Consider the following 24,383-nt stretch of genomic DNA (forward strand, 5'->3'; position numbering starts at 1 on the left):
CCCCCGACGAATCAAGGTACACTTTTCTGACATTGACGTATTTTGTTAAGCCACTTTTCTATCGAAGGAGTTGCGACTCATGTCAGCCACACCCCAGCGTCCTGATCTTAGCGCTATCGGAATCACTCGCTCTACAGAAATTATCCATAACCCTACCTATGAACAGCTTTTTGCAGAAGAGACCTCACCGAATCTTGTGGGATTTGAACGAGGCGTTGTTACGCAATCGGGTGCTGTAGCCGTCGATACTGGAATTTTCACGGGGCGTTCGCCAAAAGATAAATATATCGTTCGCGATGCCACGACTGAGCATACAGTATGGTGGAACGATACAAGTGCCGCAAAAAATGCCAATCAGCCACTCTCCCCAGAACTCTGGGGACACCTAAAGGGGCTGCTCTGCGAACAGCTTTCGGGAAAGCGTTTATTTGTCATTGATGCTTTTTGTGGCGCTAATCCGGAGACCCGGCTCAGCGTACGGTTCGTCACTGAAGTTGCGTGGCAAGCCCACTTTGTCACAAATATGTTTATTGCCCCAACTCCCGAGGAGCTCGCGAGCTTTGAACCCAATTTCGTAGTATTGAACGGTTCAAAATGCCATAACCCGAACTGGCGTGAGCAGGGTCTGAACTCTGAAAATTTTGTGGCATTCAACCTTACCGAACGTATGCAACTCATCGGCGGTACTTGGTATGGCGGGGAGATGAAGAAGGGGATGTTTTCGGTAATGAACTATCTATTACCCCTGCAAAATATCGCATCTATGCACTGTTCGGCAAATGTGGGCAAAGAAGGAGATGTCGCCGTGTTCTTTGGGTTATCAGGGACAGGGAAGACAACCCTATCTACCGATCCCCTACGCCAGCTCATTGGTGATGACGAACATGGATGGGATAATGATGGCGTATTCAACTTTGAGGGAGGGTGCTACGCCAAAACAATTAACCTCTCAGCTACCGCCGAACCAGAGATTTACAGCGCGATTCGTCGCAACGCCTTACTGGAAAATGTTGTCGTCAATAGCGATGGCAGTGTTGATTTCAACGATGACAGTAAAACTGAAAACACTCGTGTTTCTTATCCTATTAATCATATCGAGAATATCGTCCGCCCTATATCGAAAGCCGGACATGCCAAAAAGGTGATATTCCTGACGGCCGATGCTTTTGGTATCTTTCCGCCCGTTTCGAGGCTAACGCCCGAACAAACTCAATATCATTTCCTCTCCGGCTTTACGGCGAAACTCGCCGGGACTGAGCGTGGTGTTAAGCAACCAACGCCGACCTTTTCGGCATGCTTCGGTGCAGTTTTCCTGACGTTACACCCGACATGTTATGCGGAGGTGCTGGTAAAGCGCATGCAAGAAAGTGGAGCTAAAGCGTATTTAGTCAATACAGGCTGGAATGGTCAAGGTAAGCGTTTATCATTAAAAGATACTCGGCAGCTGATTAACGCGATTTTACATGACGAGCTTGATCATGCTGAATGCCGCACCCTACCAATCTTTAACTTAGAATTTCCTAAGCACATCCAAGGTATTAACCCAGAGATCCTTGATCCACGATCGAGTTGGAATAGTCCTGTTGAGTGGGAGTCTAAAGCAAAGGTATTGGCACAGCAATTTATCGACCATTTTGCGCCTTATACCGATACTGACGCCGGTAAAGCATTGGTCAGTGCTGGGCCACAGCTTAATTCATAAATATGTCCCCCACCCCGTCAGAGGGTGGGGATCACTAGGTGCCTTCGTTTACAACCGGCTGTTTACCAGAAGGTAAAGGAAGCCATGCGCGAATTTTGAGTCCACCCTTGTCACTGACATCAAAGCTAAGCTCTCCCTGATGAGCGTCAATAATACGCTGTACTATTGCCAGCCCCAGCCCCGTGCCGCTAGTCGTCCTGGCACTGTCCCCTCTAACAAAGGGTTGTAAAAGGTGTGCGATCTGGTCTTTATCAATACCCGAACCGTCGTCTTCAACTTGAAACCATGCTCGATCCAATTCTCGACCACTGCTGACTCGAATCCAACCATTACCGTAACGCGCAGCGTTCACTACCATATTGGCCACCGCACGTTTGATACCTAACGGGTTGATATCCAGTAGTAGCTCGTCGCTCATTACGTCATTTTCTATTTCACGTTCATAGCCACTCTCTGCAGCAACCACCTCACCTAAGACGCTATTAAGATCAACTCGCTCTTTCTGAATTTCTTGTCCGGTACGCAGGTAATCGATAAATTGCTCAATGATTGCGTTACACTCTTCAATATCTTTATTAATCGAGTCGGCTAGATATTGTTCATCGGCACCAATCATTTCAGTTGCTAATCGAATACGGGTTAAAGGTGTACGTAAATCATGGCTAACACCCGCCATTAAAAGCGTCCGATCGTCGGCTAATTGCTTAACTCCAGCAGCCATTTGGTTAAAAGCTCGCGTAACGGAGCGAACTTCTGACGCACCATATTCCCTAAGCGGTGGCGGGATCTGCCCTTTGCCGACCTGTAGCGCGGCATGTTCAAGAGCGACCAATGGACGGTTTTGCATTCGAATAAATAACCAGGCACCAACGATAGCCAAGAGCATAATCATCAGGGTGTAACGAAAAAGAGGCGAGAAATCCCCTTGATGAATTTCGGTGAGCGGCACTCTGACCCAGATATTCGGCGATAACCACGTTTTTAACCAAACTACTGGCGTCTTTTTGTTGACCTCTACACGTACGTCAGTAGGACCACCAAGTTGGTGAGCCATCTGCTCGCTAAGAAATTTATAGTGTTGTGCCCAACGTAATCCGCTCTCTTCCGCTGCGGAATTGGTATAGAGAGAAATCCCTAATTCACGGTAAATCTCTCGCCTAAAGGCAGGGGGAACGTCTAACTGCGTACCGTCTTCAAGCTGAAGCTTATCCGTCATCAACATTCTGACCTCATAAGCCAGAACTTTATTGAACTGTTGTAAACTCGGTAAGATTGCGAAGTTAAGGACGACTAGATAAGTGGTCACCAAACTCACAAAGAGTAATGAAACAATCAGTAGCAACATCCGCGCAAACGAGCTGCGCGGAGAGAAGCGAAGTTTTCTCATGCTTTGCTGCCATCGGGGACAAAAACATAGCCAAGGCCCCAAACAGTTTGGATATAGCGAGGATGAGCCGGATCTTCTTCCACCATTCTTCTTAGTCGAGAGATCTGTACGTCGATAGAACGTTCCATTGCGCTGTATTCCCGACCACGTGCTAGATTCATCAGCTTATCACGCGAAAGTGGCTCGCGGGGATGACTCACTAACGCCTTGAGCACCGCAAACTCACCACTCGTCAAAGGCATCGGCTCGTCTTCACGGAACATTTCACGAGTCCCTAAATTAAGCTTAAACTTGCCGAAGGTAATAACCGCTTCCTCTTGGGAAGGTGCACCGGGAAGTTCGTTCGCCTGACGACGGAGTACTGCACGGATACGTGCCAATAGCTCGCGTGGATTAAAAGGTTTGGGGATATAGTCGTCGGCGCCGATTTCTAACCCAACAATCCTATCTACTTCTTCACCTTTTGCCGTGACCATAATAATAGGCATGGGGTTACTTTGACTGCGTAGGCGACGACAGATAGAGAGCCCGTCCTCACCCGGCAGCATCAAATCGAGCACCATCAGGTGAAAAGATTCACGGGTTAACAAACGGTCCATTTGCTCAGCGTTTGCGACGCTACGCACTTGGAAACCTTGCTCAGTGAGATATCTTTCAAGCAATGCCCGTAAACGCATATCGTCATCGACGACTAAAACTTTGTAATTTTCCTGCATTCTAATAACTCCAAAGGCATTATCGCCAGCTATGCTATTTTTAAAAATAATGCTTACCGTGACAAATTTTATTGGTTTATATTCTTACTGAAATTGTTACAAAGCATATTTAACAGTATGTTAAGTAAAGATCTAACTATAGGTGATAGAGGAAAATAGTGTGAAAACCCAACTTATCACTCGTGCAGGCTACAACAAACTGAAACAAGAGCTCGACCAGCTGTGGCGAGAAGAGCGGCCAGAAGTGACAAAGAAAGTCACTTGGGCAGCCAGTTTGGGCGATCGTAGTGAAAATGCTGACTACCAATATAATAAAAAGCGTTTAAGAGAGATCGATCGCCGAGTTCGCTATCTACGTAAAAGCCTCGAATCGCTACGTATTGTCGACTACTCCCCTCAACAAGAGGGTAAAGTTTTCTTTGGTGCACAAGTGGCCATTGAGAATGATGACGGGGATACCCTCACCTTTCGCATCGTCGGCTACGACGAAATATTTGGTCGTAATGACTATATCTCGATCGACTCGCCAATGGCGAGAGCCCTGCTTAAAAAAGAGGTTGGCGATAGCGCGACCGTACAAACACCTGCAGGTCCAGCGGTATGGTACGTCAATCATATCAGTTATCCCGATACACCTCAGGAAAATCCTTAATCTGTACAGCCAGACTGGAAATTCATAGAGCATCGCCGTATAACTGTCAGAAAATTTACTTCCTTGAAAGCTACGAGCCACAATGAAAAAGCCGTTAAGTCAGATCATTGCTAACGAATTACAGGTCCGCGTTGAACAAGTCGATGCCACGATAAAACTTTACGACGAAGGGAATACCGTCCCTTTTATTGCGCGTTATCGTAAAGAAGTGACGGGGGGGCTTGATGATACCCAACTGCGTCAATTAGAAGCTCGCCTTACCTACTTACGAGAACTGGAGGATCGTCGACAAACTATCCTCAACTCTATTTCGGAACAAGGAAAACTCACTGAAGAGTTATCTCATTCTTTACATTCTGTATTAAGCAAAACGGAACTGGAAGATCTTTATCTCCCTTATAAACCCAAGCGCCGTACGCGAGGACAAATAGCGATTGAAGCCGGTCTAGAGCCGTTGGCCGAAAAGTTATGGGTATCCCCGCAGCTTGACCCTGAAACTACTGCTGCAGAGTTTATTGATAGCGAAAAAGGTATAAGCGATACGCGAAGTGCGTTAGATGGCGCTCGCTATATCTTAATGGAGAAATTCGCTGAAGATGCTTCTCTATTAGCTAAAGTTCGGCAGTATCTCTGGAAAAATGCTCATCTGGTATCGAAAGTCGCTCCAGGTAAGGAAGAAGAGGGGGCAAAGTTTCGGGACTATTTCGATCATCACGAACTTCTTGCGACCACCCCTTCCCACCGAGTACTTGCCATGCTTCGTGGGCGAAATGAGGGAGTCTTACAACTTTCACTGAACCCAGATCCTCACAGTGAAGAAACGCCAAAAGAGAGCTTCGGTGAGACGTTAATCAGCGAACACTTACAAGTCCGCATCGGTAATGCAGCAAGTGACACCTGGCGCAAGTCAGTCATTAGCTGGACGTGGAAGATAAAAGTGTTACTACACTTAGAAACCGAGTTGATGGGCACATTACGTGAGCAGGCCGAACTTGAAGCGATCGATGTTTTTGCACGTAACCTCAATGCACTACTGATGGCAGCACCGGCAGGAATGCGTGCCACGATGGGACTCGATCCAGGGCTACGTACTGGGGTCAAAGTAGCGGTTGTTGATGCAACAGGTAAACTGGTGGCGACCGATACCGTTTATCCACACACGGGCCAAGCCGCCAAAGCTGCCACGGCAGTAGCCACGCTCTGTCAGCGGCATAATGTCGAGTTGGTTGCGATTGGTAATGGCACCGCCTCCCGGGAAACCGAGCGCTTTTTCATTGAACTTAAAAAACAGTTTCCCGGTGTAAAAGCTGAAAAAGTGATTGTCAGTGAAGCGGGTGCATCGGTTTACTCTGCATCTGAACTGGCCGCATTAGAATTTCCAAACCTCGATGTTTCGCTGCGCGGTGCTGTTTCAATCGCCCGCCGACTGCAAGATCCTTTAGCAGAGCTAGTAAAAATAGATCCTAAATCTATCGGTGTCGGCCAGTATCAACACGATGTGAGTCAGACTCAACTCGCAAAAAAACTGGATACGGTCGTCGAAGACTGTGTTAATGCCGTAGGCGTAGATCTCAATACTGCGTCGGTTCCTCTCCTAACTCGTGTCGCCGGTTTAACCCGCATGATTGCGCAAAATATTGTGCAGTGGCGCGATGAACACGGCCGCTTTATGAACCGCCAGCAACTCCTTAAAGTAACCCGGCTTGGGCCAAAAGCTTTTGAGCAGTGTGCGGGCTTCTTACGGATCAACCAAGGTGATAATCCACTCGATGCTTCTACGGTTCACCCTGAAGCCTATCCTGTGGTTGAGCGAATTATTGCGCAGACTGATGAGCAACTCGCTTCGCTAATGGGTAATAGCACTGCCATTCGCGCTTTATCCGCCTCTCAGTTTACTGATGAACGTTTTGGTCTGCCTACCGTTAACGATATTCTCAAAGAACTTGAGAAGCCAGGTCGCGATCCTCGTCCAGAATTCAAGACGGCCACCTTTGCCGAAGGTATCGAAACGATGGATGATCTTACCCCAGGGTTAATTTTAGAGGGTACAGTGACAAATGTGACCAATTTCGGGGCATTCGTCGATATCGGTGTTCACCAAGACGGCTTAGTCCATATTTCTTCGCTCGCTAACCGCTTTGTTAGCGATCCACATGAAGTCATTAAGACCGGGGAAATTGTTAAGGTGAAGGTACTTGATGTCGATCTTGGTCGAAAACGTATCGCGCTAACCATGAAACTTGACGAGCAACCTGGTGAAGCCTCAACACGTCGTAGCCCTGCCCCTGAAAAAACGCCCCCTAAGCAAGCCCGTCAGGCATCGCGCCAGTCCGCGACGCAGGGTAATAGCGCGATGGGCGATGCACTCGCCGCCGCACTGAAGAAAAAGTAAAGCTGTAGCAATCCTACCCGAGGGTAGGATTGCTCTTTCTATAACTCACCCAATGTTTTGGTTACAACGACTTCTAGTTCAGCCAAGCCATCGATGTCTTTAATGAGTTGTTTGAAGGCAGGCTGCTGCATATGGGTGTCCAGAGCCTCTTGACTACTCCAGCATTCCAGCATCACGTAGCGATTATCCTGCTGAGTATCTTGTGTAAGTACATAAGACTGGCATCCAGCTTCCGCTTGCGCCTCGCGCTCTGCAGTTTTAAGTGCACGCAGAACGACACTCTCGCTCCCCGGATTGGCCGTAATATAAGCAATAACGTTGATTAAGGGCTGCATGATTAGTTCCTCGCTTCATTCATGTTTCTATTAGTGTAGAACGCTACCCGTATAACTTCCTACTCATCAATAAATTTCAAAATTTCCGCGCAGAACCGATCAGGATGTGAAATAAATGGGGCATGGGCCGCCTGTTCTATGACAACCGATTGGCTATTTGGCCACAAAATATCGGTCTGAGGCATACTCCTACGAGGGACTAAGCTGTCTAATGCTCCATAAATCCGTAATGTTGGAACGTCAACATTTGCAACGTTTTCACGTAGATCGCTCTGTTGTAAAATTTTCAGGCCCTGCTCAAGTACGGCTAACGAGGCTTGCGGTTGATCGATAATTGCCTGTTTTAATGTTTTGGTGTTGAGTGAGGCATTAGCCGTTCCCAAGCTTTGTAGGGTAATAAAGCGTTCAATCGTTCGCCGAAAATTGGTCGCTAATTGCAGTTGGAAGTCATCTAATACTTGAGGTTTTATCCCTGGCCATGCCTCTTTTTCAATGAAACAGGGTGATGACGCAACGAGGATCAGCTGTTTGACTTTATCCTTACATTCGAGGGCTATTTGCGTGGCAACTAAGCCGCCCAGTGACCACCCTACTACCACGCTCTGAGAGGGGACGATTTGTGCGACCTCTTTCGCCATGTCCTTGAGACTCAACACAGGGAAAGGCTGGCTTCGCCCGTAACCGGGTAGATCGACTAACGTAATAGTAAAGTGCGCGCTAAGTGGCGCTAAAATGAAATCCCAGACTTGCGAGTTCAATCCCCACCCGTGCAGCAGCACAAGTGAGCGATCTCCTGTTCCATAACGTTGGGTAAATAGGCTCATATTCTCTTTTCTCCTGGAGGTATAGCGCTATGTTAACAATCAAAAGTAGGTGTTGGATATGTATGCTACCGGTTTGGCATTCCGCAGTAGGGATTTGTTACCGATGCGAGAAAAAATTAACCCTCGATCAGCCTCGATGTTTACGATGTGCATTACCGAGCGAGTCAGTCGTTGGAGACTGTCCCGTTTGTCACCCTCGATCTATATCTTGGCAAGGCACTGTCGCTGCGGGTAATTATTCCCCACCTCTCAGCAAACTTCTTCACCAGTTTAAGTTTTCATCGCATACCGCACTTGCCGCCACGCTTTCGAGATTGATGTTGCTAAACTATTTGCGTTACCGACGCCACTATCTATGGCGCAAGCCGGATACTATTGTCGCCGTTCCTTTACATCCCAAGCGCTATCGCCAGCGAGGTTTCAATCAAAGCGACCTTCTCGCCCGACCTCTTGCCCGTTGGCTCGCGTGTACATATTGGCCTGATGCCTTGCGGTGTAACCAAATCAGAGTGGCCCAGCATACCCTAGGGCGTGCACAACGACAGAGTAACCAAAAACATGTCTACGACATCTGCGCCGATCTCCGTGATCGTCATGTCGCGCTCGTCGATGATGTCGTGACAACCGGAGCAACGGCGAGAGAAATTGTCGAACTTCTCCAGCTACAGCGGGTTGCGAGCGTGCAAGTATGGTGCCTGTGCCGTACCTTGTAGAGTCGCAGTGATGCGCGTAAGATAACTTTAAACATAGATTACATTGAGCGATGTCATATGATTCATATAACCGATACAGCCCAACAACATTTTGCAAAATTGCTCACTAAACAAGAGCCTGGCACCCAAATACGTGTCTTCGTCATCAACCCTGGAACTCCCACTGCCGAATGCGGCGTATCTTACTGCCCGCCTGATGCAGTAGAAAGTACGGATACCGAATTAAAATACGAATTTCTTACCGCTTATGTCGATGAACTCAGCGCCCCTTATTTGGATGAGGCGGAAATCGATTTCGTCACCGATAACCTCGGCTCTCAGCTCACATTGAAAGCTCCAAACGCAAAAATGCGTAAGGTTTCTGACGATGCGCCGTTGATCGAACGTGTTGAGTACCAGTTACAGGCACAGATCAATCCGCAACTTGCAAGTCACGGCGGAAAGGTTTCGCTAATGGAGATCACGCCCGAGGGCTACGCTATTCTACAATTTGGCGGCGGATGTAACGGCTGTTCAATGGTCGATGTGACACTCAAGGAAGGTATTGAAAAAGAGTTACTGGCGACCTTCCCTGAACTTAAGGGTGTCCGCGATCTGACTGAACACGAGCGTGGTGAGCATTCTTATTACTAGACTAGCATGTCTGCCCGAGCGCTCGGGCAGACGCTTTAACAAATCTCGAGTTTAACCGCATGCTGAGAAAGTAAATTCAGTATAGGCTCAGGTGGCAGTTTATCTGTGAAGAGAGTATCAAGCGTCTCCATCCCCCCCAAACTCACCATCGCCTTTCGCCCAAATTTAGAGCCATCGGTCACCAACATGACACAGCGTGAGTTCTCAATGATAGCCCGCTTAGTGCGAACCTCGTGATAATCGAACTCAAGCATCGTCCCCGCCTCATCAATACCGCTGATCCCAATGACGCCGAAGTCGAGCCGAAACTGCGAGATAAAATCCATTGTCGCTTCACCAATAATCCCTCCATCCCTAGCACGTAGGGTTCCCCCAGCAATAATGACGCGAAAATCGGTCTTGGCCATCATCAACTGTGCGACATTGAGATTATTTGTCACGATTTGCAGATTACGATGGTTCATTAAAGCGTGAGCAACCGCTTCGGGCGTGGTACCGATATCGATAAAGAGCGTCGAGCCGTCCGGTATCTGCTGAGCGACTTTCATCGCAATACGGGTTTTGGCACTTGAGTGCATCATCTTTCTATCATGCCAATCCGTATTTTCCGCACTCGAAGGGAGGGCTGCTCCCCCATGATGACGTTGGATCAAGTTTTGTTCCGCGAGATCATTAAGGTCGCGGCGGATAGTTTGTGGGGTAACAGAAAAGAACTCGACGAGTTCTTCAGTGCTCACATACCCCTGGCGTTTCACCAACTCAACGATAGCATCGTGTCTCTGCGTCTGTTTCATCGAAAATCCTTGCTAACGCTTTTTAAGAGCGGTTTGGCTATCAACAAACGCCATAGCTAACCCAATGACTAATCCAACAATATAGGCCATATTACTCATCGGATTACCGAAGACACCGTAATATCCAGCCGCAAGCCAGAGTAGCGCAAAAACGATTAAGCCCCGTTCCAAATAAATACCACTTTCCGGGTCCCGTTCGCCGCGTAACCAGCTATATCCCATCAGCGCATAGACGACTCCCGAAAGCCCTCCAAACCAGATGCCGCTAAATTTAGCTTGCATCCACCCGGATAATAAAGCAGCGATAACGGTAATTACGAATAATTTACCACTGCCTAGGCGCTTCTCAATCACACCGCCTAAATACCACCACCACATGATATTAAACACGACCTGCATTAGACTGAAGTGAATAAAAATATGACTGACCCAGCGCCAAACCTGTAGACCTTGTGTGTTATCCGCCGGCCAACTGAGCCAATAAAAAAACGGCTGCTCACCCACGAACATTAAGAGGAGATAGACCACAATCACTAATGCCATTACCGTCAGCGTCAGAGGCCCGGCCCGATCTTTAATATTGCGCCATAAATCAGCCTTCGGATAACCGAGGCGAGTGCCAGCTCGCCCGCTTTGCCAACTTGCCGCAAGGTACCGAGGATTTGAAGGGTCACGAATGAACTGCTGTAGTGCAGTGTTTACCGCCTCTACTTTCTGCTCGTCATCTAGAAATAAAACGTAATTCTCTTGCTGCTCAATGTGTAGCTTGATGCCCTGCGTCGCCATATAATCAACAAAAGCATAGGCCATACGCGGATTTGTAAATTCTGTCACTCGCACCATAACGTCTTCACTACCTTGTTTAATCGGAATTAAGCTTCATTAACTATTTGGCTGGGGAAACGTGCGTACCACGCATCAAAGCCCCCATCGACACTATACACTTGGTCAAATCCTTGGTTAAGGAGGTATTGAGCCGCGCCTTTACTGCTGTTCCCGTGATAGCACAAGACCAGCACTCGTTGATCGAAGTCACTCTCTTCTACAAACTGATTCAATGAACCATTTGTTAAATGAAACGCGCCGCGAATGTGCGCGCGTTCAAAACTCTGCGGATCGCGAATATCGACTAAACGCGCTCCTTCTTGTAAGTACTTCTCTGCAGTGAGTACATCAATGCATTCGTAGGTGTCCATAATTCTTCTCAACGTTATTCTAGGTTTCATATAGTGTACCCGTAATTTCGCCTCGATTAACCTTTTCCCCCTCACGATTCAAAATCCACCTCACCTAAATGTTAGTTGTATCACGCTAATATGTTTTTTAATGGTTAAATATTGGCAAATATGTTTGCTTTCGATTATTATATTTTCGAAAACGAACATTATCGAAGGCCAATGAGCGAGGAGTGCACGTGGAAACCAAAGACTTGATTGTGATTGGTGGCGGTATTAATGGGGCTGGCATCGCGGTCGATGCGGCAGGGCGCGGCTTATCCGTATTACTGCTCGAAGCAAAAGACTTTGCCTGTGCAACCTCTTCGGCAAGTTCGAAACTCATTCATGGCGGCTTACGCTATCTCGAACATTACGAATTTCGCTTAGTGAGCGAAGCCCTTGCGGAACGCGAAGTTTTATTAAAAATGGCGCCGCAGCTGGCCTTCCCTATGCGCTTTCGTTTACCGCACCAACCCCATCTGCGTCCAGCATGGATGATCCGTGTCGGGCTATTTATGTATGATCACCTCGGTAAGCGTACCAGCCTCCCCGCTAGCCAAAGTCTTAAATTTGGGTCGGATTCGGCACTCAAACCGGAGACAACAAAAGGGTTTGAATATTCAGACTGCTGGGTAGACGATGCACGAATGGTGGTCGTTAATGCTCAAGAAGTGGTTGAGAAAGGTGGTGAAGTCCGTACTCGTACGCGAGTCACTCGCGCTTGGCGAGAAAATGGCCTATGGCAGGTTGAGGCCGAAAATATTGATACGGGTGAAGTGTTACGCTGGCAGGCCAAAGGATTGGTTAATGCGGCAGGCCCTTGGGTTAAAGATATTTTCGATAATCAGTTAACGATTAAATCACCTTACGGCATACGACTGATCAAAGGTAGCCATATAGTGGTGCCTAAAGTCCATGATGAAAAGCAAGCCTACATTCTGCAAAACGAAGATAACCGGATCGTCTTCGTTATCCCGTGGATGGATGAGTTCTCGATTATCGGTACCACAGATGTCGAGTACAAAGGGGATCCTCTCGCGGTGAAGATCGACGAGAAAGAAACTGCATATCTGCTCAAGGTTTATAACCAATACTTTAAGCGCCAACTAAGTACCGAGGATATTGTGTGGAGTTACTCCGGTGTGCGCCCGCTGTGTGATGATGAATCGGACTCACCACAAGCCATCACTCGTGATTATACTCTTGACGTCCATGACGAGCAGGGTAAGGCACCGCTTCTCTCCGTTTTCGGCGGAAAACTGACGACTTATCGTAAACTTGCGGAACACGCTCTCGAGAAGTTAACTAAGTACTATCCGAATATCGGGCCGGCTTGGACTAAAGAGTGTGTCTTACCGGGAGGTCACTTTACCGGGACCCGTGAGGAATTTACCCAACACTTACGTAAACGCTATCCGTTTATTAGCGCAGAGATGGCTCGCCATTACGCCAGAACCTATGGAAGTGATACTGACAAATTACTCAAGGGCATCACTAGTCTAGAACAGTTAGGGCAAGATTTCGGCCACGGCTTTTATGAAACAGAACTCCGTTACTTGGTCGATCACGAGTGGGTACGTACTGCTGAAGATGCACTATGGCGTAGGACGAAGCAAGGGATGTGGCTGGCGCCAGATCAACAGTCTGATGTCGCAAGCTGGTTAGCCCGGTATCTATCATCCTCAGCGACCGCTGTGACCTTGTAAGATAATAACCACTATAAAAAAACCGGGCTCTGCCCGGTTTTTGCGTCTTAGCCGACGAGCTGACGAACCATTCGTCTTAATGGCTCTGCCGCCCCCCAAAGTAACTGGTCTCCCACTGTAAATGCTGAGAGGTACTCTGGTCCCATATTGAGTTTACGCAGGCGCCCTACTGGTGTTGAGAGCGTACCTGTGACTGCGGCTGGAGTCAGTTCACGCATCGTTAGCTCACGATCATTAGGAATAACTTTGACCCAAGGATTATGAGCCCCAAGCATCTGCTCAATCTCTGCTAGAGGGATATCTTGCTTAAGCTTGAGGGTAAAAGCCTGACTATGGCAACGCAGCGCTCCGACTCGCACACAGAGTCCATCAACAGGAATAATCTGCTGTGTCGCTAAAATCTTATTTGTTTCTGCTTGGCCTTTCCATTCTTCTTTGCTTTGGCCATTCGGAAGTTGCTTATCAATCCAAGGAATGAGGCTACCGGCTAGAGGGACGCCAAAATTATCGGTCGGTAAAGTACCCGAACGAGTAAAGTCAGTGACGCTACGTTCGATATTAAGTATCGCGGAAGCCGGGTTCTGTAACGTGGTGGCAACATGGTTGTGGAGCATACCCATCTGCGTTAAAAGCTCACGCATATGACGAGCCCCGCCCCCTGATGCCGCCTGATAAGTCGCTACCGACGCCCACTCTACTAAGTTTTGGGTAAAGAGGCCGCCCAGCGACATCAACATTAAACTGACGGTACAGTTGCCGCCGACAAATGTCTTCACACCCCGGTCAATCCCTTCTGCAATGACTTTCTGGTTCACTGGATCGAGGATAATGATTGCATCATCTGCCATACGCAGCGTTGACGCGGCATCGATCCAGTATCCTTGCCAGCCCGCTTGACGTAACCGTGGATATACATCGCCCGTATAGTCACCACCTTGGCAGGTAACGATGATATCAAGGCTCTTTAACGCATCGATATCATAAGCATCTTGTAAAGTCCCTTGGCGATGTCCTGCAAAGACAGGCGCTGGCTGACCATGCTGTGAAGTCGAAAAAAAGACTGGATTAATGACAGAGAAGTCATTTTCTTCATTCATGCGCGACATAAGCACGGAACCCACCATGCCACGCCATCCAATAAACCCTACATTTTTCATGATGTGCCTGCTGTAATTATAAATATGCTGCATATCGCTAGATGGATATGTCTGCACTCCCACCGATGGGAATGATACTATCAAACTCTACAAAAACTGGACGTACTAGCAAGTGAAAAAAATCGATAATCAGTGCTTAATTTATCATCTGCCTAATACTGACGACGCGTAAGGATAGCTATTCCCCATGACTGAACTTTTTTCTGCGGCCGTTTTACTCATCTTAATTATGGATCCGCTGGGAAATCTTCCCATTTTTATGTCGGTATTGAAGCATATTGATCCGAAGCGCCGGCGCGTCATTATTATTCGAGAACTGCTGATTGCTTTATTCATTATGCTACTGTTTTTGTTCACTGGCGAAAGAATGCTGTCCTTCTTGAACCTAAGAGCTGAAACGGTTTCTATTTCTGGGGGCATCATTCTATTCTTGATTGCCATTAAGATGATATTTCCGTCACCTGAGTCAAACACATCGGGCTTACCCGCTGGAGAAGAACCTTTCTTAGTCCCTCTCGCCATCCCTTTATTGGCAGGACCTTCATTACTTGCAACATTGATGCTGATGTCACATCAATATCCTGGCGATATGGGAATGTTGGTGATCGCGTTATTTGTCGCTTGGGGAATTACCGCGGCCATTCTAATGATGTCAGGTCTGTTCTTACGTCTATTGGGCTCGAAAGGGGTTAATGCGCTAGAGCGGCTAATGGGGCTGATTCTAATTATGATTGCGACACAGATGTTCTTAGATGGGATACGGGCATATATGAAGCTATGAAAAAGGGCCGCTTAGCGGCCCTTTTTTTGGATTAGGAGAGCAATTCAAAGGCAATCATGCCAATGATACCCCCCGTTATACCGAGGATCGTTTCCATCATCGTCCATGTTTTTAAGGTTTCAACCTCTGTCGCTCCAGTAAAGCGTCCAAATAACCAGAAACCGGCATCGTTTACATGGCTAACGATAATCGACCCCCCGCCAATACAGATTGAGAGTGCAGCTAGCTGGGCACCGCTATAGTGAAGAGGCTCAATCACTGGCATGATCAGTCCAACGGCGGTCAAGCACGCGACGGTAGCAGAGCCTTGAATAATCCGTACGACACCCGCCAGAATGAAACAAGAGAGCGCGACCGGTAGCCCTAACCCCGTTAGTGAATGGCCAAGCGCAGGCCCGACACCCGAGTCGACCAGTACCTGCTTGAAGACCCCTCCGGCACCAATCACTAGAAGAATGATCCCGGCAGGTTGTAGGGCTTCACCGCAGATTGCCATGACGCGTGACTTATCCATACCCTGGCGGTAGGCCAGGCCGTAGATAGTGATCAGAACCGCGATAAGGATAGCGATAAACGGGTGTCCGATAAACTCGAAGCATTCGTAGAGGCGACTTCCCTTATCAATAAAATTGGCAGCAATAGTTTTCAAGCCCACCAAAATCAGTGGAAACAGGATCAACGAGAGACTAAATCCGAAAGACGGCAGTTTGTCCTTAGCCACCTCGGGGAAACTATCTGCCGCAGGGGAGGCAAATTGTACACGCTTAGCAATAAAATTACCGAAAAGCGGCCCGGCGATAAGCATTCCCGGAATCGCGGCACAGAGACCGAGTAGGATCATCCAACCAAAATCTGCATGCATCTGAGAGGCGAGTAGCATAGGTGCAGGGCCAGGGAGCACAAACGCCGCGGCGGCGGCAACCCCAGCAAAAAGGGGAATAACAAGTTTAACCATATTGTCATTAGTACGGCGAGCCACGGCAAATGCAATACTAATAAGTAATACAATAGCAACTTCGAAAAACAGCGGTAATGCGCAGATAAAACCAGCCGCCCCCATTGCATAATGCGAGCGTTTTTCGCCAAAGGTCTTCAACATACGAATCGCAATTTGGTCAACAGCACCCGTTTCATGCAGTATTTTGCCAAACATCGCGCCTAGGGCGACAACGACCGCGAGGAAACCCAGCGTACCGCCCATCCCTTTTTGCATAGTTTCGGTAATTTTATCGAGGGGCATCCCTGAAAAAATACCGGCGCCAACCGAAACGAGCATTAAGGCGACGAACGCGTGCATTCGTGCCTTCATGACTAAAAATAGGAGCAGTATGACAGAGCCTGCTGCCGTTAATACAAGTGTTGCCGTGCTCATGAATCGACCTTATTGGATATTAGTTTTTATCGTTGCAACAGTTTCAGCAATGACATCATCTAGTGAATGGCTAATATCAACGACTAATACATCAGCTTCTGAACCATTCGGTTCTTCCAATGTATCGAATTGAGTCACTAACATATTTGTTTTGAAAAAGTGGCCTTTACGCGCCTTTAAACGCTGTTCGATAGTCTCGAAGTCGCCTTTCAAATAGATAAACTTAAGATTTTTATTACCATTACGCAGAATATCGCGATAGCTTTTTTTCAACGAGGAGCAAACGATGATCGAAACTTTTTGCGTACGCTGCATGGCAAAGGCCGCATCGTTGATAGCTTGCAACCAAGGCGCCCTGTCTTGATCATTCAAGGGTTCGCCTTCTGCCATTTTCAAAATATTGGCACGCGGATGTAAAAAATCACCGTCTAGGAAAGCAGTCTGTAGCTGTTGTGAGACTTGGCTTGCAACTACCGATTTTCCACTGCCTGAGACACCCATCAGGACAAATACATAATGCTGAGAAGAGGCTTCTGTCATAACTGCTCCAACCTTAGTCATTCACGATGTTACCGATAACAATTTAATAACTATTGTTATAGCTTGTCGGTTGAAGCGCAATCTATTCGTTAACAAAAGGCCTAAACTGTGAAGTGAATCATAAAAATGATTAAATACTGCCCCCAGTTCTGAGGGAAAATCCTAAATCGACACAGGGGGAGTCACAGTCTTTGCCTGAAAGACGGTTCAATAACATCTCCGCTGCAATTTTCCCCATCTTTTTCCTAGGCGTAACAACGGTTGCTAAGGTTGGCGAGACATTTTCGGTAATATCATGACCGTGGAATCCGGCTATCGCTATCTGCTGAGGAACGGGAATATCTTGGCGTTGGCACTCAAACATAGCCCCGATCGCTAGGTCGTCATTCGTACAGAATATCCCATCGAGATCGGGATAACGCTGTTGTGCAAGTCTCAGTAATTCCCCACCCGTACTAAATGAGGAGGGTTGCTCACTCATTACAGTACAAGGTATAAGCCCTGCGGCTTCCATAGCCTGACTATAGCCCGTCTTTTTTTGTAAGGTACGCTCGTCAAGACGCGCACCCAAATAGACAACATGTTGATGCCCCTGCGCTATCATGCTTTCAGTCATTTGCCGAGCAGCCTCGATATTATTAAAACCCACTGCCATATCTAAATAAGGTGAGGAAGAGTCCATAATTTCTACAACAGGGATCCCGGCCACCTCTAACATACGCAAAGTTCCAGGGGTATGTTGACGCTCGGTTAAGATGACCCCATCCACGTTCCAACCAAGAAGAGAACGAAGTTGGCGCTCCTCTTTCTCTACCTGATAGCCAAAGTGAGCCACTAGCGTTTGATAACCGGCTTTGTCTGTGACCGACTCGATACCTTGTAATACATCAGCGAAGACGTGGTTAGTCAGTGAAGGGAGTAATATCCCTATCGCCCTGCTCGTGGCATTCGACAGCATATCCGGTACACGATTTGGAATGTAGCCAAGCTCATCAAGCGCAAAAGCTATTTTTTCGCCGAGTAAAGTAGAAACTTGCTGAGGATTACGCAGGTAGCGGCTGACCGTCATTTTCGTCACGCCAACACGGTCGGCAACGTCTTGCAAGATGGGCCTTTTTTTCTTCATTACGCTCAATATTTGGTCAGTATAGTTAGATTAATAGTAACACTATTTTACACTAGCCAAAAAAAAGAGACGGCTATCTGGAAGCCGTCTCACATTACTACCTTATATTTTTAAACGGGTGGTAGGTCAAAAATAAGAATTTCTGTCTGCTGCTCAGCCGTGATGATAATGTCTTGCTCATCCCAGATAGCCGCAGCATCACTGGTCTCAAGTATTTGGTCGTTAATCACCACATTACCTTTTACCACTTGGATCCAGACTTTACGATTCGCAGTAAAAGAGAGTTTCCCCTCTTCTCCCGCCGCGAATATCCAGCGGGAAAGCGTCATATCCTGATAAACTTTTAGTGATCCCTCTCTCTCATCAGGAGTAAGTATATAGTGACGCCCGGGCTGGTCAGCAAACTTACGTTGCTCATAACGGGGAGTCACATTCTGTTCATTAGGCATGATCCATATTTGGTACAGATGAAGCGCCTGTTGGTTATCAGGATTATATTCAGAATGGCGAACTCCTGTACCAGCACTCATGATCTGGAACTCCCCTGCAGGAATCTGTTCCTTATTACCCATACTATCCTGGTGCTCAACGACGCCAGAGAGCACGTAAGTCAGAATTTCCATGTTTTGATGAGGATGCGTACCAAATCCTTTGCCTGGTGCGATAGTGTCTTCATTGATGACACGCAATGCAGAAAACCCCATAAAATTAGGATCGTAATACTCGGCAAATGAAAATGTATGCCAGCTATCCAGCCAACCGTGATGTGCGTGGCCGCGTTCTTGTGCTTTACGGATATAAATCATGGAAACCTCCTCAATTTTTTCTATAGTTTGAAGAGTTCCTGGGGAAAAAAATAGCTGAAAAACTTCACCGCTCTGTTCAAATTATATGAACGATAGTAAAAAAAAAGCCAGCACGCGGCTGGCTAAATACTGGAAGCAATGTGAGCAATGTCGTGTTCCGGAAGATGTCAGTCTCACCGGAACAAGATGAATGTTAATCGCAATAATTATCATTTGCAATAGCGTTATTAAAAATAAATGAGGTTTCTAATGAAAAATCTGATCGCAATATTAATCGTCCTCAATTCCATTGCAGCTTTTGCCGCTTATCCCACGAGTAACCCGACTTTAGGCCAGTCATCAACACAACAGCGTTTACAAAATGAGATGTCGACACAGCAGCAGCTACATCAGCAACAGTTACACCTCGAACAACAGAATAGTGCTCAGCAGCTTCAGCAAAGTAATCAGCAACACCAGCAACAGATGCTACGTAGAGTAGAAAGAGCTCAACCTTAGCGAGCAAAATCTGCGCCGATAAGGTCTATACGGTCAGTGCACAACATATCGACACCTTGGCCTAGTAACTGACGAGCGGTAACCGGATCATTGACGGTGTAAGCTAAAATACGAAGCCCGGCCTGTTTAATCTGTTCGATACGTGCTTGGGTAAGTAAGCGATAATTAAGATGAAGTGCGACGCACCCAAGCTCGCGAGTGGCAGATAGCCAATCATCCTGCCACTCGTGCATGAGGTATCCACGGGGTAGCTGTGGTTGCTCTAACTGCGCAGCCTTCAGGGATATTCGAGAAAATGATGACAATAAGGGATTTGGTAGGCCTTGCCAATATTCTGCAGCCGCGCGCGCGACTAAGCGACCGGTAAGATCTTCAACGCCAGCCGTCGGCTTAATTTCAATGTTTGCCATCATTTTGTAGCGCCGACAACGTTCAGCAACTTCTGCAAGAAGTGGCAATTTTTCTCCGGAAAATGACTCCGCAAACCATGCTCCAGCATCCGCGCTCTGTAGCCCGGCCCATGGTATATCTCCTGCGATCCCCTCTACGTTGGTAGTACGTTCGAGTGTGTCATCGTGTAATAGAAACACTTGCTGGTCGGCGGAGAGTTTTGCATCCACTTCGATCATCTTATGGCCATAGCGATGTCCACAGTCGATTGCCGTTAACGTATTTTCCGGCGCTAGATTACCTCCTCCGCGATGAGCAATTATTTTTGGGTAAGGCCATATTTCATTAGTCATCTAAGCGCTGTCCTGAAAGTGAATCAAAATAATGAAGAAACTGGACGGGTAGCGTCATACTTAATAAATCGCCGACCTCCGGGCATAGCGACTGGGCGACGCGCACGACCAGTGATTGCGTCCCTATTTTACCATGGATGATGTTATCTGCTCCGAGCATTTCAATCGCTTCCACCTCCACGATCAAGCCATTACTTGATGGGGTCATGGGTTCAACGTGAATATGTTCAGGGCGTATACCCAGAGTCACCGTTGACGTCAGCTGTTTTGTGACCTCCGTCGCTACTGGAATAGCATAACGCTTTGCAACTACCCAATGTCGACCATTAGGGCTTAGCTCCGCTGGCAATAAATTCATTGCGGGCGCCCCTAAGAAGCTGGCGACAAAAGTGGACTGTGGGCGCTGGTAAATCTCTGTAGGCGACCCAAATTGTTCAACCACCCCTTTATTCATGACTAACACGCGGTCGGCTAAAGTCATTGCCTCGACTTGATCATGCGTGACGTATAGGCTGGTGATTTTCAAACGATGGTGGAGGCGCTGAAGCTCTAGCCTCATCTGTCCCCGCAAGCGCGCATCAAGGTTAGATAAGGGCTCATCAAAGAGAAAGACCGCAGGCTCACGAATTATCGCTCTCCCCATTGCCACACGTTGCCGTTGGCCTCCGGATAATTCACGAGGATAGCGGGAGAGCAAGAGATCGAGCTCTAGACTTTTTGCAACAGTTATTACCCGTTGCTGGATATCTGTTTTCGCAATCCCTGCAATTTTAAGCCCATATCCCATGTTCTGTTCCACAGTCATGTGAGGGTATAACGCGTAGTTTTGAAAAACCATCGCCACTTGCCGGTCTTTTGGTTCTTTATTCGTCACACACTGTTCATCGATCCAAATATCTCCACTCGTCGCAGCCTCTAGCCCAGCAACCATTCGTAATAGTGTCGATTTACCACATCCAGAAGGCCCCACTATCACCACGAATTCACCCTGATGGATCGTGATATTGAGCGGTTTAATAATTTGATTTTTTCCATCGTAACTCTTAGTTAATGCTTGAAGTTGTACACTTGCCATTAATTATTTCTCACTCTCGATTAATCCTTGAACAAATGCACGCTGCATCACTAAGACAACAATAAGAGGCGGTAGTAGAGTTAAAAACACTGCGGTCATGACCTGATTCCAATGTGAAATACCGTCCCCACTACTGATCATGCCGCGAATTGCTGCGACAGCGGTGGCAACGTGACTATCGCTCGTAATGACCAGCGGCCACAGATATTGATTCCAACCAAAAATAAAGATAATCACGAACAGCGCAGCTAATGGTGTTTTGGAAAGTGGTAGGACGATATGTATAAAGAATTGCCAAGGGCTGGCGCCATCAATACGCGCGGCCTCCATGAGTTCCTGAGGTAAAGACATAAAATACTGCCTTAATAAAAACGTCGCCGTAGCCGACGCCAACATCGGTAAGATAAGCCCTGCAAAATTATTATCCATGCCTAGCTGGCTCACGATACTCACAGTAGGAAAGATACGAACTTCAACCGGCAACATCAGAGTAATAAAAATTAACCAGAAACAGAGGTTGCGTAGCGGAAATCTAAACCAGACCAGTGCGAAAGCTGAAAGGGTCGAAATCGTGATTTTTCCGAGCGTAATCCCCAGTGCCATCAATAAGCTATTAAAGAGTAATTTGGAAAGCGGTATATTTTGCCCGCCGACACCGTGAATGAGGAGTAAATGAATATTTTCAATAAAGTGTCGGCTTGGAAGTAAAGGGAAGGGCATCTGTGCAGCCTGTTGATCATTAAGCGTGGCCGCAACAAATACGATGTAAAGAGGAAACAGAATGATAAAGCCAGCGCCCCAGAGAATAAGATGACTGAGCGCTGTCAATTTACGATGTTGTTCTATCATTGATAACGTACCTTGCGATCAATAAACCTAAATTGGACAATCGTCAGTAAAATAACGATCGCCATCAGAATGACTGATTGTGCTGCAGAGGATCCCAGGTCTAACCCAGTAAAACCTTCACGGTAAATTTTATAAATCAACGTCGTCGTCGCTTGAACTGGCCCACCTTGTGTAATGGCGTCAATAACCGGGAAGGTATCGAAGAAGGCGTAGATGATATTAACGACTAATAAAAAAAATGAGACTGGGGTCATTAAGGGTAAAGCGATATGTATAAAGCGACGAATCGGTCCTGCCCCATCTAAGGCAGCAGCCTCGATCAGAGAACGTGGAATAGATTGCAATGCAGCGTAGAAAAAAAGGAAGTTATAACTAATTTGCTGCCACACTGACGCAACGACGACAAGAAATAAAGCCTGATGGCTATTCTGAGCGCTATTCCAATGGTATCCATGCAGCACTAGCCAATGGCTTACGATACCGGGACCGGGGCTAAAGAGAAAAAGCCACATTACCCCCGCGATGGCTGGGGCAACGGCATAAGGTAGTAAAAAGAGTGTTTGGTAACATTTTTTCCCGCGGATAACGTGATTGACTAATGCGGCTAACACTAACGCAATAGTCAGCCCCCCTCCCGCGACTAATCCGCTAAAAATAAACGTAGTTTTAAACGATTCAAGATAATAACTATCTGTGAATAAATTTTGAAAATTCAGCCAACCACTAAACTGACTCGAAAATCCGAAGGGATCGCTTGTTTGAAGCGACGACCAGAGAGCTTGAGCGGCCGGCCATAGGAAAAAGATAAAAGTGATAAGCAACTGCGGTGCAATAAATAAGTAAGGAAGAAACGATGCTTTAAAGGTCGTAGCAGGGGATGTAGCCATGGCGTAATCTCTTAAATAGTCGGAGAGGTCACCCTCTCCAATCATTATTTAACTTGTTGATGAAAGCGTTGTAGTTGCTGGTTACCGCGCTCAACTGCACTATCAAGAGCCTCTTTAGCGGTCTTTTTACCCGTCCACACCGATTCCAGTTCCTCGTCGACGATGGTTCGAATTTGCGGCATATTGCCTAACCGTAGTCCTTTGGTGTAGGGCAAGGGGTCTTTATTAAGCATCTGCTTAATAGCCGTTTGCGCACCTGGATTTTTGCTATAAAAACCTGCGTCTTTCGTCTGCTGATAAGCCGCTGTAGTGATAGGGAGATAGCCGGTTTTCTGATGCCATTCGGCAGCAATGTCTGGCTGCGCGAGGAAACGGAGAAACTCAGCAACACCTTGATAAGCTTCTGGTGTCTGACCTTTCAATACCCACAAGCTAGCACCACCGATCATCGCATTTTGTGGCGCGTCTTTAGCTCCCTGTTGATAAGGCATCGGTGCAACCCCGTAGTCGAATTTAGCAGAATGTTTAATATCGGCTAACGAGCCTGAAGAGGCGGTGATCATTGCGCACTCTCCGGAGTAAAACGCCTTTGTCGGCTCATCCGTACGCCCTAAATAGCTAAAGGTTCCGGCGTTTTTCATACGTGCTAGTTGCTCAATATGTTGCACCTGCAAGGGACCGTTAAAAAGTAGCCGCGCATCTGTACTATCGAAACCATTGTTGGCCGTTGCGACCGGTAGGCCATTCCACGCACTGAATTCTTCCAACTGAATCCATCCCTGCCACCCGCTACTGTAGCTACAGGTTTGCCCTGCTTTTTTAAGCGCTATCGCGTCTGTCTCGAGTTCTTGCCAAGTAGTGGGTGCCTTATTTGGATCGAGTCCAGCATGCTTAAACGCATCTTTGTTGAAATATAAAACCGGGGTTGAGCTATTGAAGGGTTCTGCAATCATGTGGCCAGTTTTTGCATCCGAATAATAACTGAGGATAGCAGGAACGAATTGCTTCTCATCTACAGGTGTCTTCGTCTGTCCAAATAATTGCCATGCAGGAACGATAGCATGTGAGGCCATCATCGTTGCCGTGCCCACCTCGTAAACCTGCAACAGTGCGGGAGGATGCCCCGCACGAATAGCAGCAATACCGGAAGCAAGACTCTGCGAATAATCGCCTTTGTAGACCGGGGAAATATGGTACTGGCTGTGTGTCTGATTAAACCGCTGCGCTAAGCTATTCACCTCAGTGCCAAGTTCGCCTTCCATTGAGTGCCAGAAAGGAATGTCCACTGGATCTGATGCATAAGAGCTGAGCGTTACAAGACAAAGCCCCAGTAAGGAGCGGTGTAGAGAGGTGCGTAACATAGTAATATCCCAATAAGATGCATTAAATGATTACAAATATTGGTCATTACCATGACAGTAAAAAAAGACAGAAATAGAACAGATTAATGACAGTTTCGTGACAGGTATTATTGAGAC

The 24,383-nt window shown here is 47.2% G+C and carries 25 protein-coding genes; 8 read left to right on the plus strand and 17 right to left on the minus strand.

The annotated features are described in order from the left end of the window. Window positions 1-79 precede the first annotated feature (79 nt). Window positions 80-1,702 carry a phosphoenolpyruvate carboxykinase (ATP) gene (gene pckA, locus HGT70_RS13015; protein ID WP_214196159.1) on the plus strand — a complete coding sequence of 541 codons (1,623 nt, stop codon included), beginning with the start codon at window positions 80-82 and terminating at the stop codon, window positions 1,700-1,702. A 34-nt stretch (window positions 1,703-1,736) separates the two neighbouring features. Here pckA and envZ read toward each other — a convergent pair whose 3' ends face one another. After that, the gene (gene envZ / locus HGT70_RS13020; RefSeq protein ID WP_214196160.1) at window positions 1,737-3,089 is read right to left on the minus strand and encodes a two-component system sensor histidine kinase EnvZ; all 1,353 of its coding nucleotides are present in this window, start codon (window positions 3,087-3,089) and stop codon (window positions 1,737-1,739) included. Then, window positions 3,086-3,805, minus strand: a complete 720-nt coding sequence (gene ompR, locus HGT70_RS13025) for an osmolarity response regulator transcription factor OmpR (RefSeq protein ID WP_048912907.1) — start codon at window positions 3,803-3,805, stop codon at window positions 3,086-3,088. Before ompR ends, envZ begins: the two co-directional genes overlap by 4 nt. Window positions 3,806-3,965: 160 nt before the next feature. On the opposite strand from ompR, the gene greB reads away from it, so the two are divergent. Further along, a complete protein-coding gene (greB, locus tag HGT70_RS13030; protein ID WP_214196161.1) occupies window positions 3,966-4,457 on the plus strand; it encodes a transcription elongation factor GreB in 492 nt (163 codons plus the stop codon). 82 nt (window positions 4,458-4,539) lie between these two features. Continuing rightward, window positions 4,540-6,849, plus strand: coding sequence for a Tex family protein (locus HGT70_RS13035; RefSeq protein ID WP_214196162.1), 2,310 nt, complete (start codon window positions 4,540-4,542; stop codon window positions 6,847-6,849). 38 nt (window positions 6,850-6,887) lie between these two features. Here the strand turns inward: HGT70_RS13035 and HGT70_RS13040 are convergent, their stop codons facing one another. Further along, entirely contained in the window at window positions 6,888-7,184 is a 297-nt protein-coding gene (locus HGT70_RS13040) for a putative quinol monooxygenase (RefSeq protein ID WP_071433243.1), read from the minus strand. Window positions 7,185-7,243: 59 nt separating this feature from the next. Beyond that, a complete protein-coding gene (gene bioH / locus HGT70_RS13045; RefSeq protein WP_214196163.1) occupies window positions 7,244-8,008 on the minus strand; it encodes a pimeloyl-ACP methyl ester esterase BioH in 765 nt (254 codons plus the stop codon). Window positions 8,009-8,325: 317 nt separating this feature from the next. Between bioH and HGT70_RS13050 the strand changes: the two genes are divergently transcribed. Both HGT70_RS13050 and nfuA read left to right on the plus strand, forming a co-directional pair. Next, the gene (locus HGT70_RS13050) at window positions 8,326-8,721 is read left to right on the plus strand and encodes a phosphoribosyltransferase family protein (RefSeq protein ID WP_157725200.1); all 396 of its coding nucleotides are present in this window, start codon (window positions 8,326-8,328) and stop codon (window positions 8,719-8,721) included. A gap of 57 nt (window positions 8,722-8,778) precedes the next feature. Further along, a complete protein-coding gene (gene nfuA / locus HGT70_RS13055; RefSeq protein ID WP_071433237.1) occupies window positions 8,779-9,354 on the plus strand; it encodes a Fe-S biogenesis protein NfuA in 576 nt (191 codons plus the stop codon). 35 nt (window positions 9,355-9,389) lie between these two features. On the opposite strand, the gene HGT70_RS13060 is transcribed toward nfuA, so the two are convergent. From HGT70_RS13060 to glpE, 3 genes are read right to left on the minus strand one after another with little or no spacing between them, the layout of a single operon-like run. Then, entirely contained in the window at window positions 9,390-10,148 is a 759-nt protein-coding gene (locus HGT70_RS13060; RefSeq protein WP_071433235.1) for a DeoR/GlpR family transcriptional regulator, read from the minus strand. 12 nt (window positions 10,149-10,160) lie between these two features. Beyond that, entirely contained in the window at window positions 10,161-10,988 is an 828-nt protein-coding gene (glpG, locus tag HGT70_RS13065) for a rhomboid family intramembrane serine protease GlpG (protein ID WP_071435191.1), read from the minus strand. Between the two features lie 32 nt (window positions 10,989-11,020). Further along, on the minus strand, window positions 11,021-11,344 hold the full coding sequence (gene glpE, locus HGT70_RS13070; protein WP_071433233.1) for a thiosulfate sulfurtransferase GlpE: 324 nt from the start codon (window positions 11,342-11,344) through the stop codon (window positions 11,021-11,023). A 218-nt stretch (window positions 11,345-11,562) separates the two neighbouring features. Between glpE and glpD the strand changes: the two genes are divergently transcribed. Further along, the gene (glpD, locus tag HGT70_RS13075) at window positions 11,563-13,071 is read left to right on the plus strand and encodes a glycerol-3-phosphate dehydrogenase (protein ID WP_214196164.1); all 1,509 of its coding nucleotides are present in this window, start codon (window positions 11,563-11,565) and stop codon (window positions 13,069-13,071) included. Between the two features lie 47 nt (window positions 13,072-13,118). On the opposite strand, the gene asd is transcribed toward glpD, so the two are convergent. Next, complete coding sequence (gene asd / locus HGT70_RS13080; RefSeq protein WP_214196165.1) at window positions 13,119-14,228, minus strand: aspartate-semialdehyde dehydrogenase; 1,110 nt, start codon at window positions 14,226-14,228, stop codon at window positions 13,119-13,121. A gap of 187 nt (window positions 14,229-14,415) precedes the next feature. On the opposite strand from asd, the gene HGT70_RS13085 reads away from it, so the two are divergent. After that, window positions 14,416-15,009, plus strand: a complete 594-nt coding sequence (locus HGT70_RS13085; protein ID WP_071433228.1) for a YhgN family NAAT transporter — start codon at window positions 14,416-14,418, stop codon at window positions 15,007-15,009. 31 nt (window positions 15,010-15,040) lie between these two features. On the opposite strand, the gene gntU is transcribed toward HGT70_RS13085, so the two are convergent. The 4 genes from gntU to HGT70_RS13105 all read right to left on the minus strand — a co-directional run bounded on the left by gntU (window position 15,041) and on the right by HGT70_RS13105 (window position 18,853). Then, a complete protein-coding gene (gntU, locus tag HGT70_RS13090) occupies window positions 15,041-16,381 on the minus strand; it encodes a gluconate transporter (protein ID WP_071433226.1) in 1,341 nt (446 codons plus the stop codon). Between the two features lie 9 nt (window positions 16,382-16,390). Further along, a complete protein-coding gene (gene gntK / locus HGT70_RS13095; protein WP_071433223.1) occupies window positions 16,391-16,921 on the minus strand; it encodes a gluconokinase in 531 nt (176 codons plus the stop codon). A 130-nt stretch (window positions 16,922-17,051) separates the two neighbouring features. Next, window positions 17,052-18,047: a gluconate operon transcriptional repressor GntR gene (gntR, locus tag HGT70_RS13100; RefSeq protein ID WP_071433221.1), complete on the minus strand. Its 996-nt coding sequence runs from the start codon at window positions 18,045-18,047 to the stop codon at window positions 17,052-17,054. A gap of 110 nt (window positions 18,048-18,157) precedes the next feature. Next, window positions 18,158-18,853 (minus strand): pirin family protein, encoded by a 696-nt coding sequence (locus HGT70_RS13105; protein ID WP_071433219.1) that lies wholly within the window; start codon window positions 18,851-18,853, stop codon window positions 18,158-18,160. Between the two features lie 249 nt (window positions 18,854-19,102). Here HGT70_RS13105 and HGT70_RS13110 point away from each other — a divergent pair, with 249 nt between their 5' ends. Then, on the plus strand, window positions 19,103-19,351 hold the full coding sequence (locus HGT70_RS13110) for a hypothetical protein (protein ID WP_214196166.1): 249 nt from the start codon (window positions 19,103-19,105) through the stop codon (window positions 19,349-19,351). Here HGT70_RS13110 and ugpQ read toward each other — a convergent pair. From ugpQ to ugpB, 5 genes are read right to left on the minus strand one after another with little or no spacing between them, the layout of a single operon-like run. Beyond that, window positions 19,348-20,094, minus strand: a complete 747-nt coding sequence (gene ugpQ / locus HGT70_RS13115) for a glycerophosphodiester phosphodiesterase (protein ID WP_214196167.1) — start codon at window positions 20,092-20,094, stop codon at window positions 19,348-19,350. The two genes, HGT70_RS13110 and ugpQ, sit on opposite strands and share 4 nt — an antisense overlap. Then, window positions 20,087-21,169 carry a sn-glycerol-3-phosphate import ATP-binding protein UgpC gene (locus HGT70_RS13120; protein WP_071433213.1) on the minus strand — a complete coding sequence of 361 codons (1,083 nt, stop codon included), beginning with the start codon at window positions 21,167-21,169 and terminating at the stop codon, window positions 20,087-20,089. The genes ugpQ and HGT70_RS13120 overlap by 8 nt, the downstream gene beginning before the upstream one ends. Before the next feature lie 3 nt (window positions 21,170-21,172). After that, window positions 21,173-22,018 (minus strand): sn-glycerol-3-phosphate ABC transporter permease UgpE, encoded by an 846-nt coding sequence (gene ugpE / locus HGT70_RS13125; RefSeq protein ID WP_071433211.1) that lies wholly within the window; start codon window positions 22,016-22,018, stop codon window positions 21,173-21,175. Then, complete coding sequence (ugpA, locus tag HGT70_RS13130; RefSeq protein ID WP_071435189.1) at window positions 22,015-22,905, minus strand: sn-glycerol-3-phosphate ABC transporter permease UgpA; 891 nt, start codon at window positions 22,903-22,905, stop codon at window positions 22,015-22,017. The genes ugpE and ugpA overlap by 4 nt, the downstream gene beginning before the upstream one ends. A 44-nt stretch (window positions 22,906-22,949) precedes the next feature. Further along, window positions 22,950-24,266 carry a sn-glycerol-3-phosphate ABC transporter substrate-binding protein UgpB gene (gene ugpB, locus HGT70_RS13135; protein WP_214196168.1) on the minus strand — a complete coding sequence of 439 codons (1,317 nt, stop codon included), beginning with the start codon at window positions 24,264-24,266 and terminating at the stop codon, window positions 22,950-22,952. Window positions 24,267-24,383: the final 117 nt, after the last annotated feature.

This window comes from Rosenbergiella collisarenosi (genome assembly GCF_018494085.1).
GTDB classification, from domain to species: Bacteria; Pseudomonadota; Gammaproteobacteria; order Enterobacterales; family Enterobacteriaceae; genus Rosenbergiella; species Rosenbergiella collisarenosi.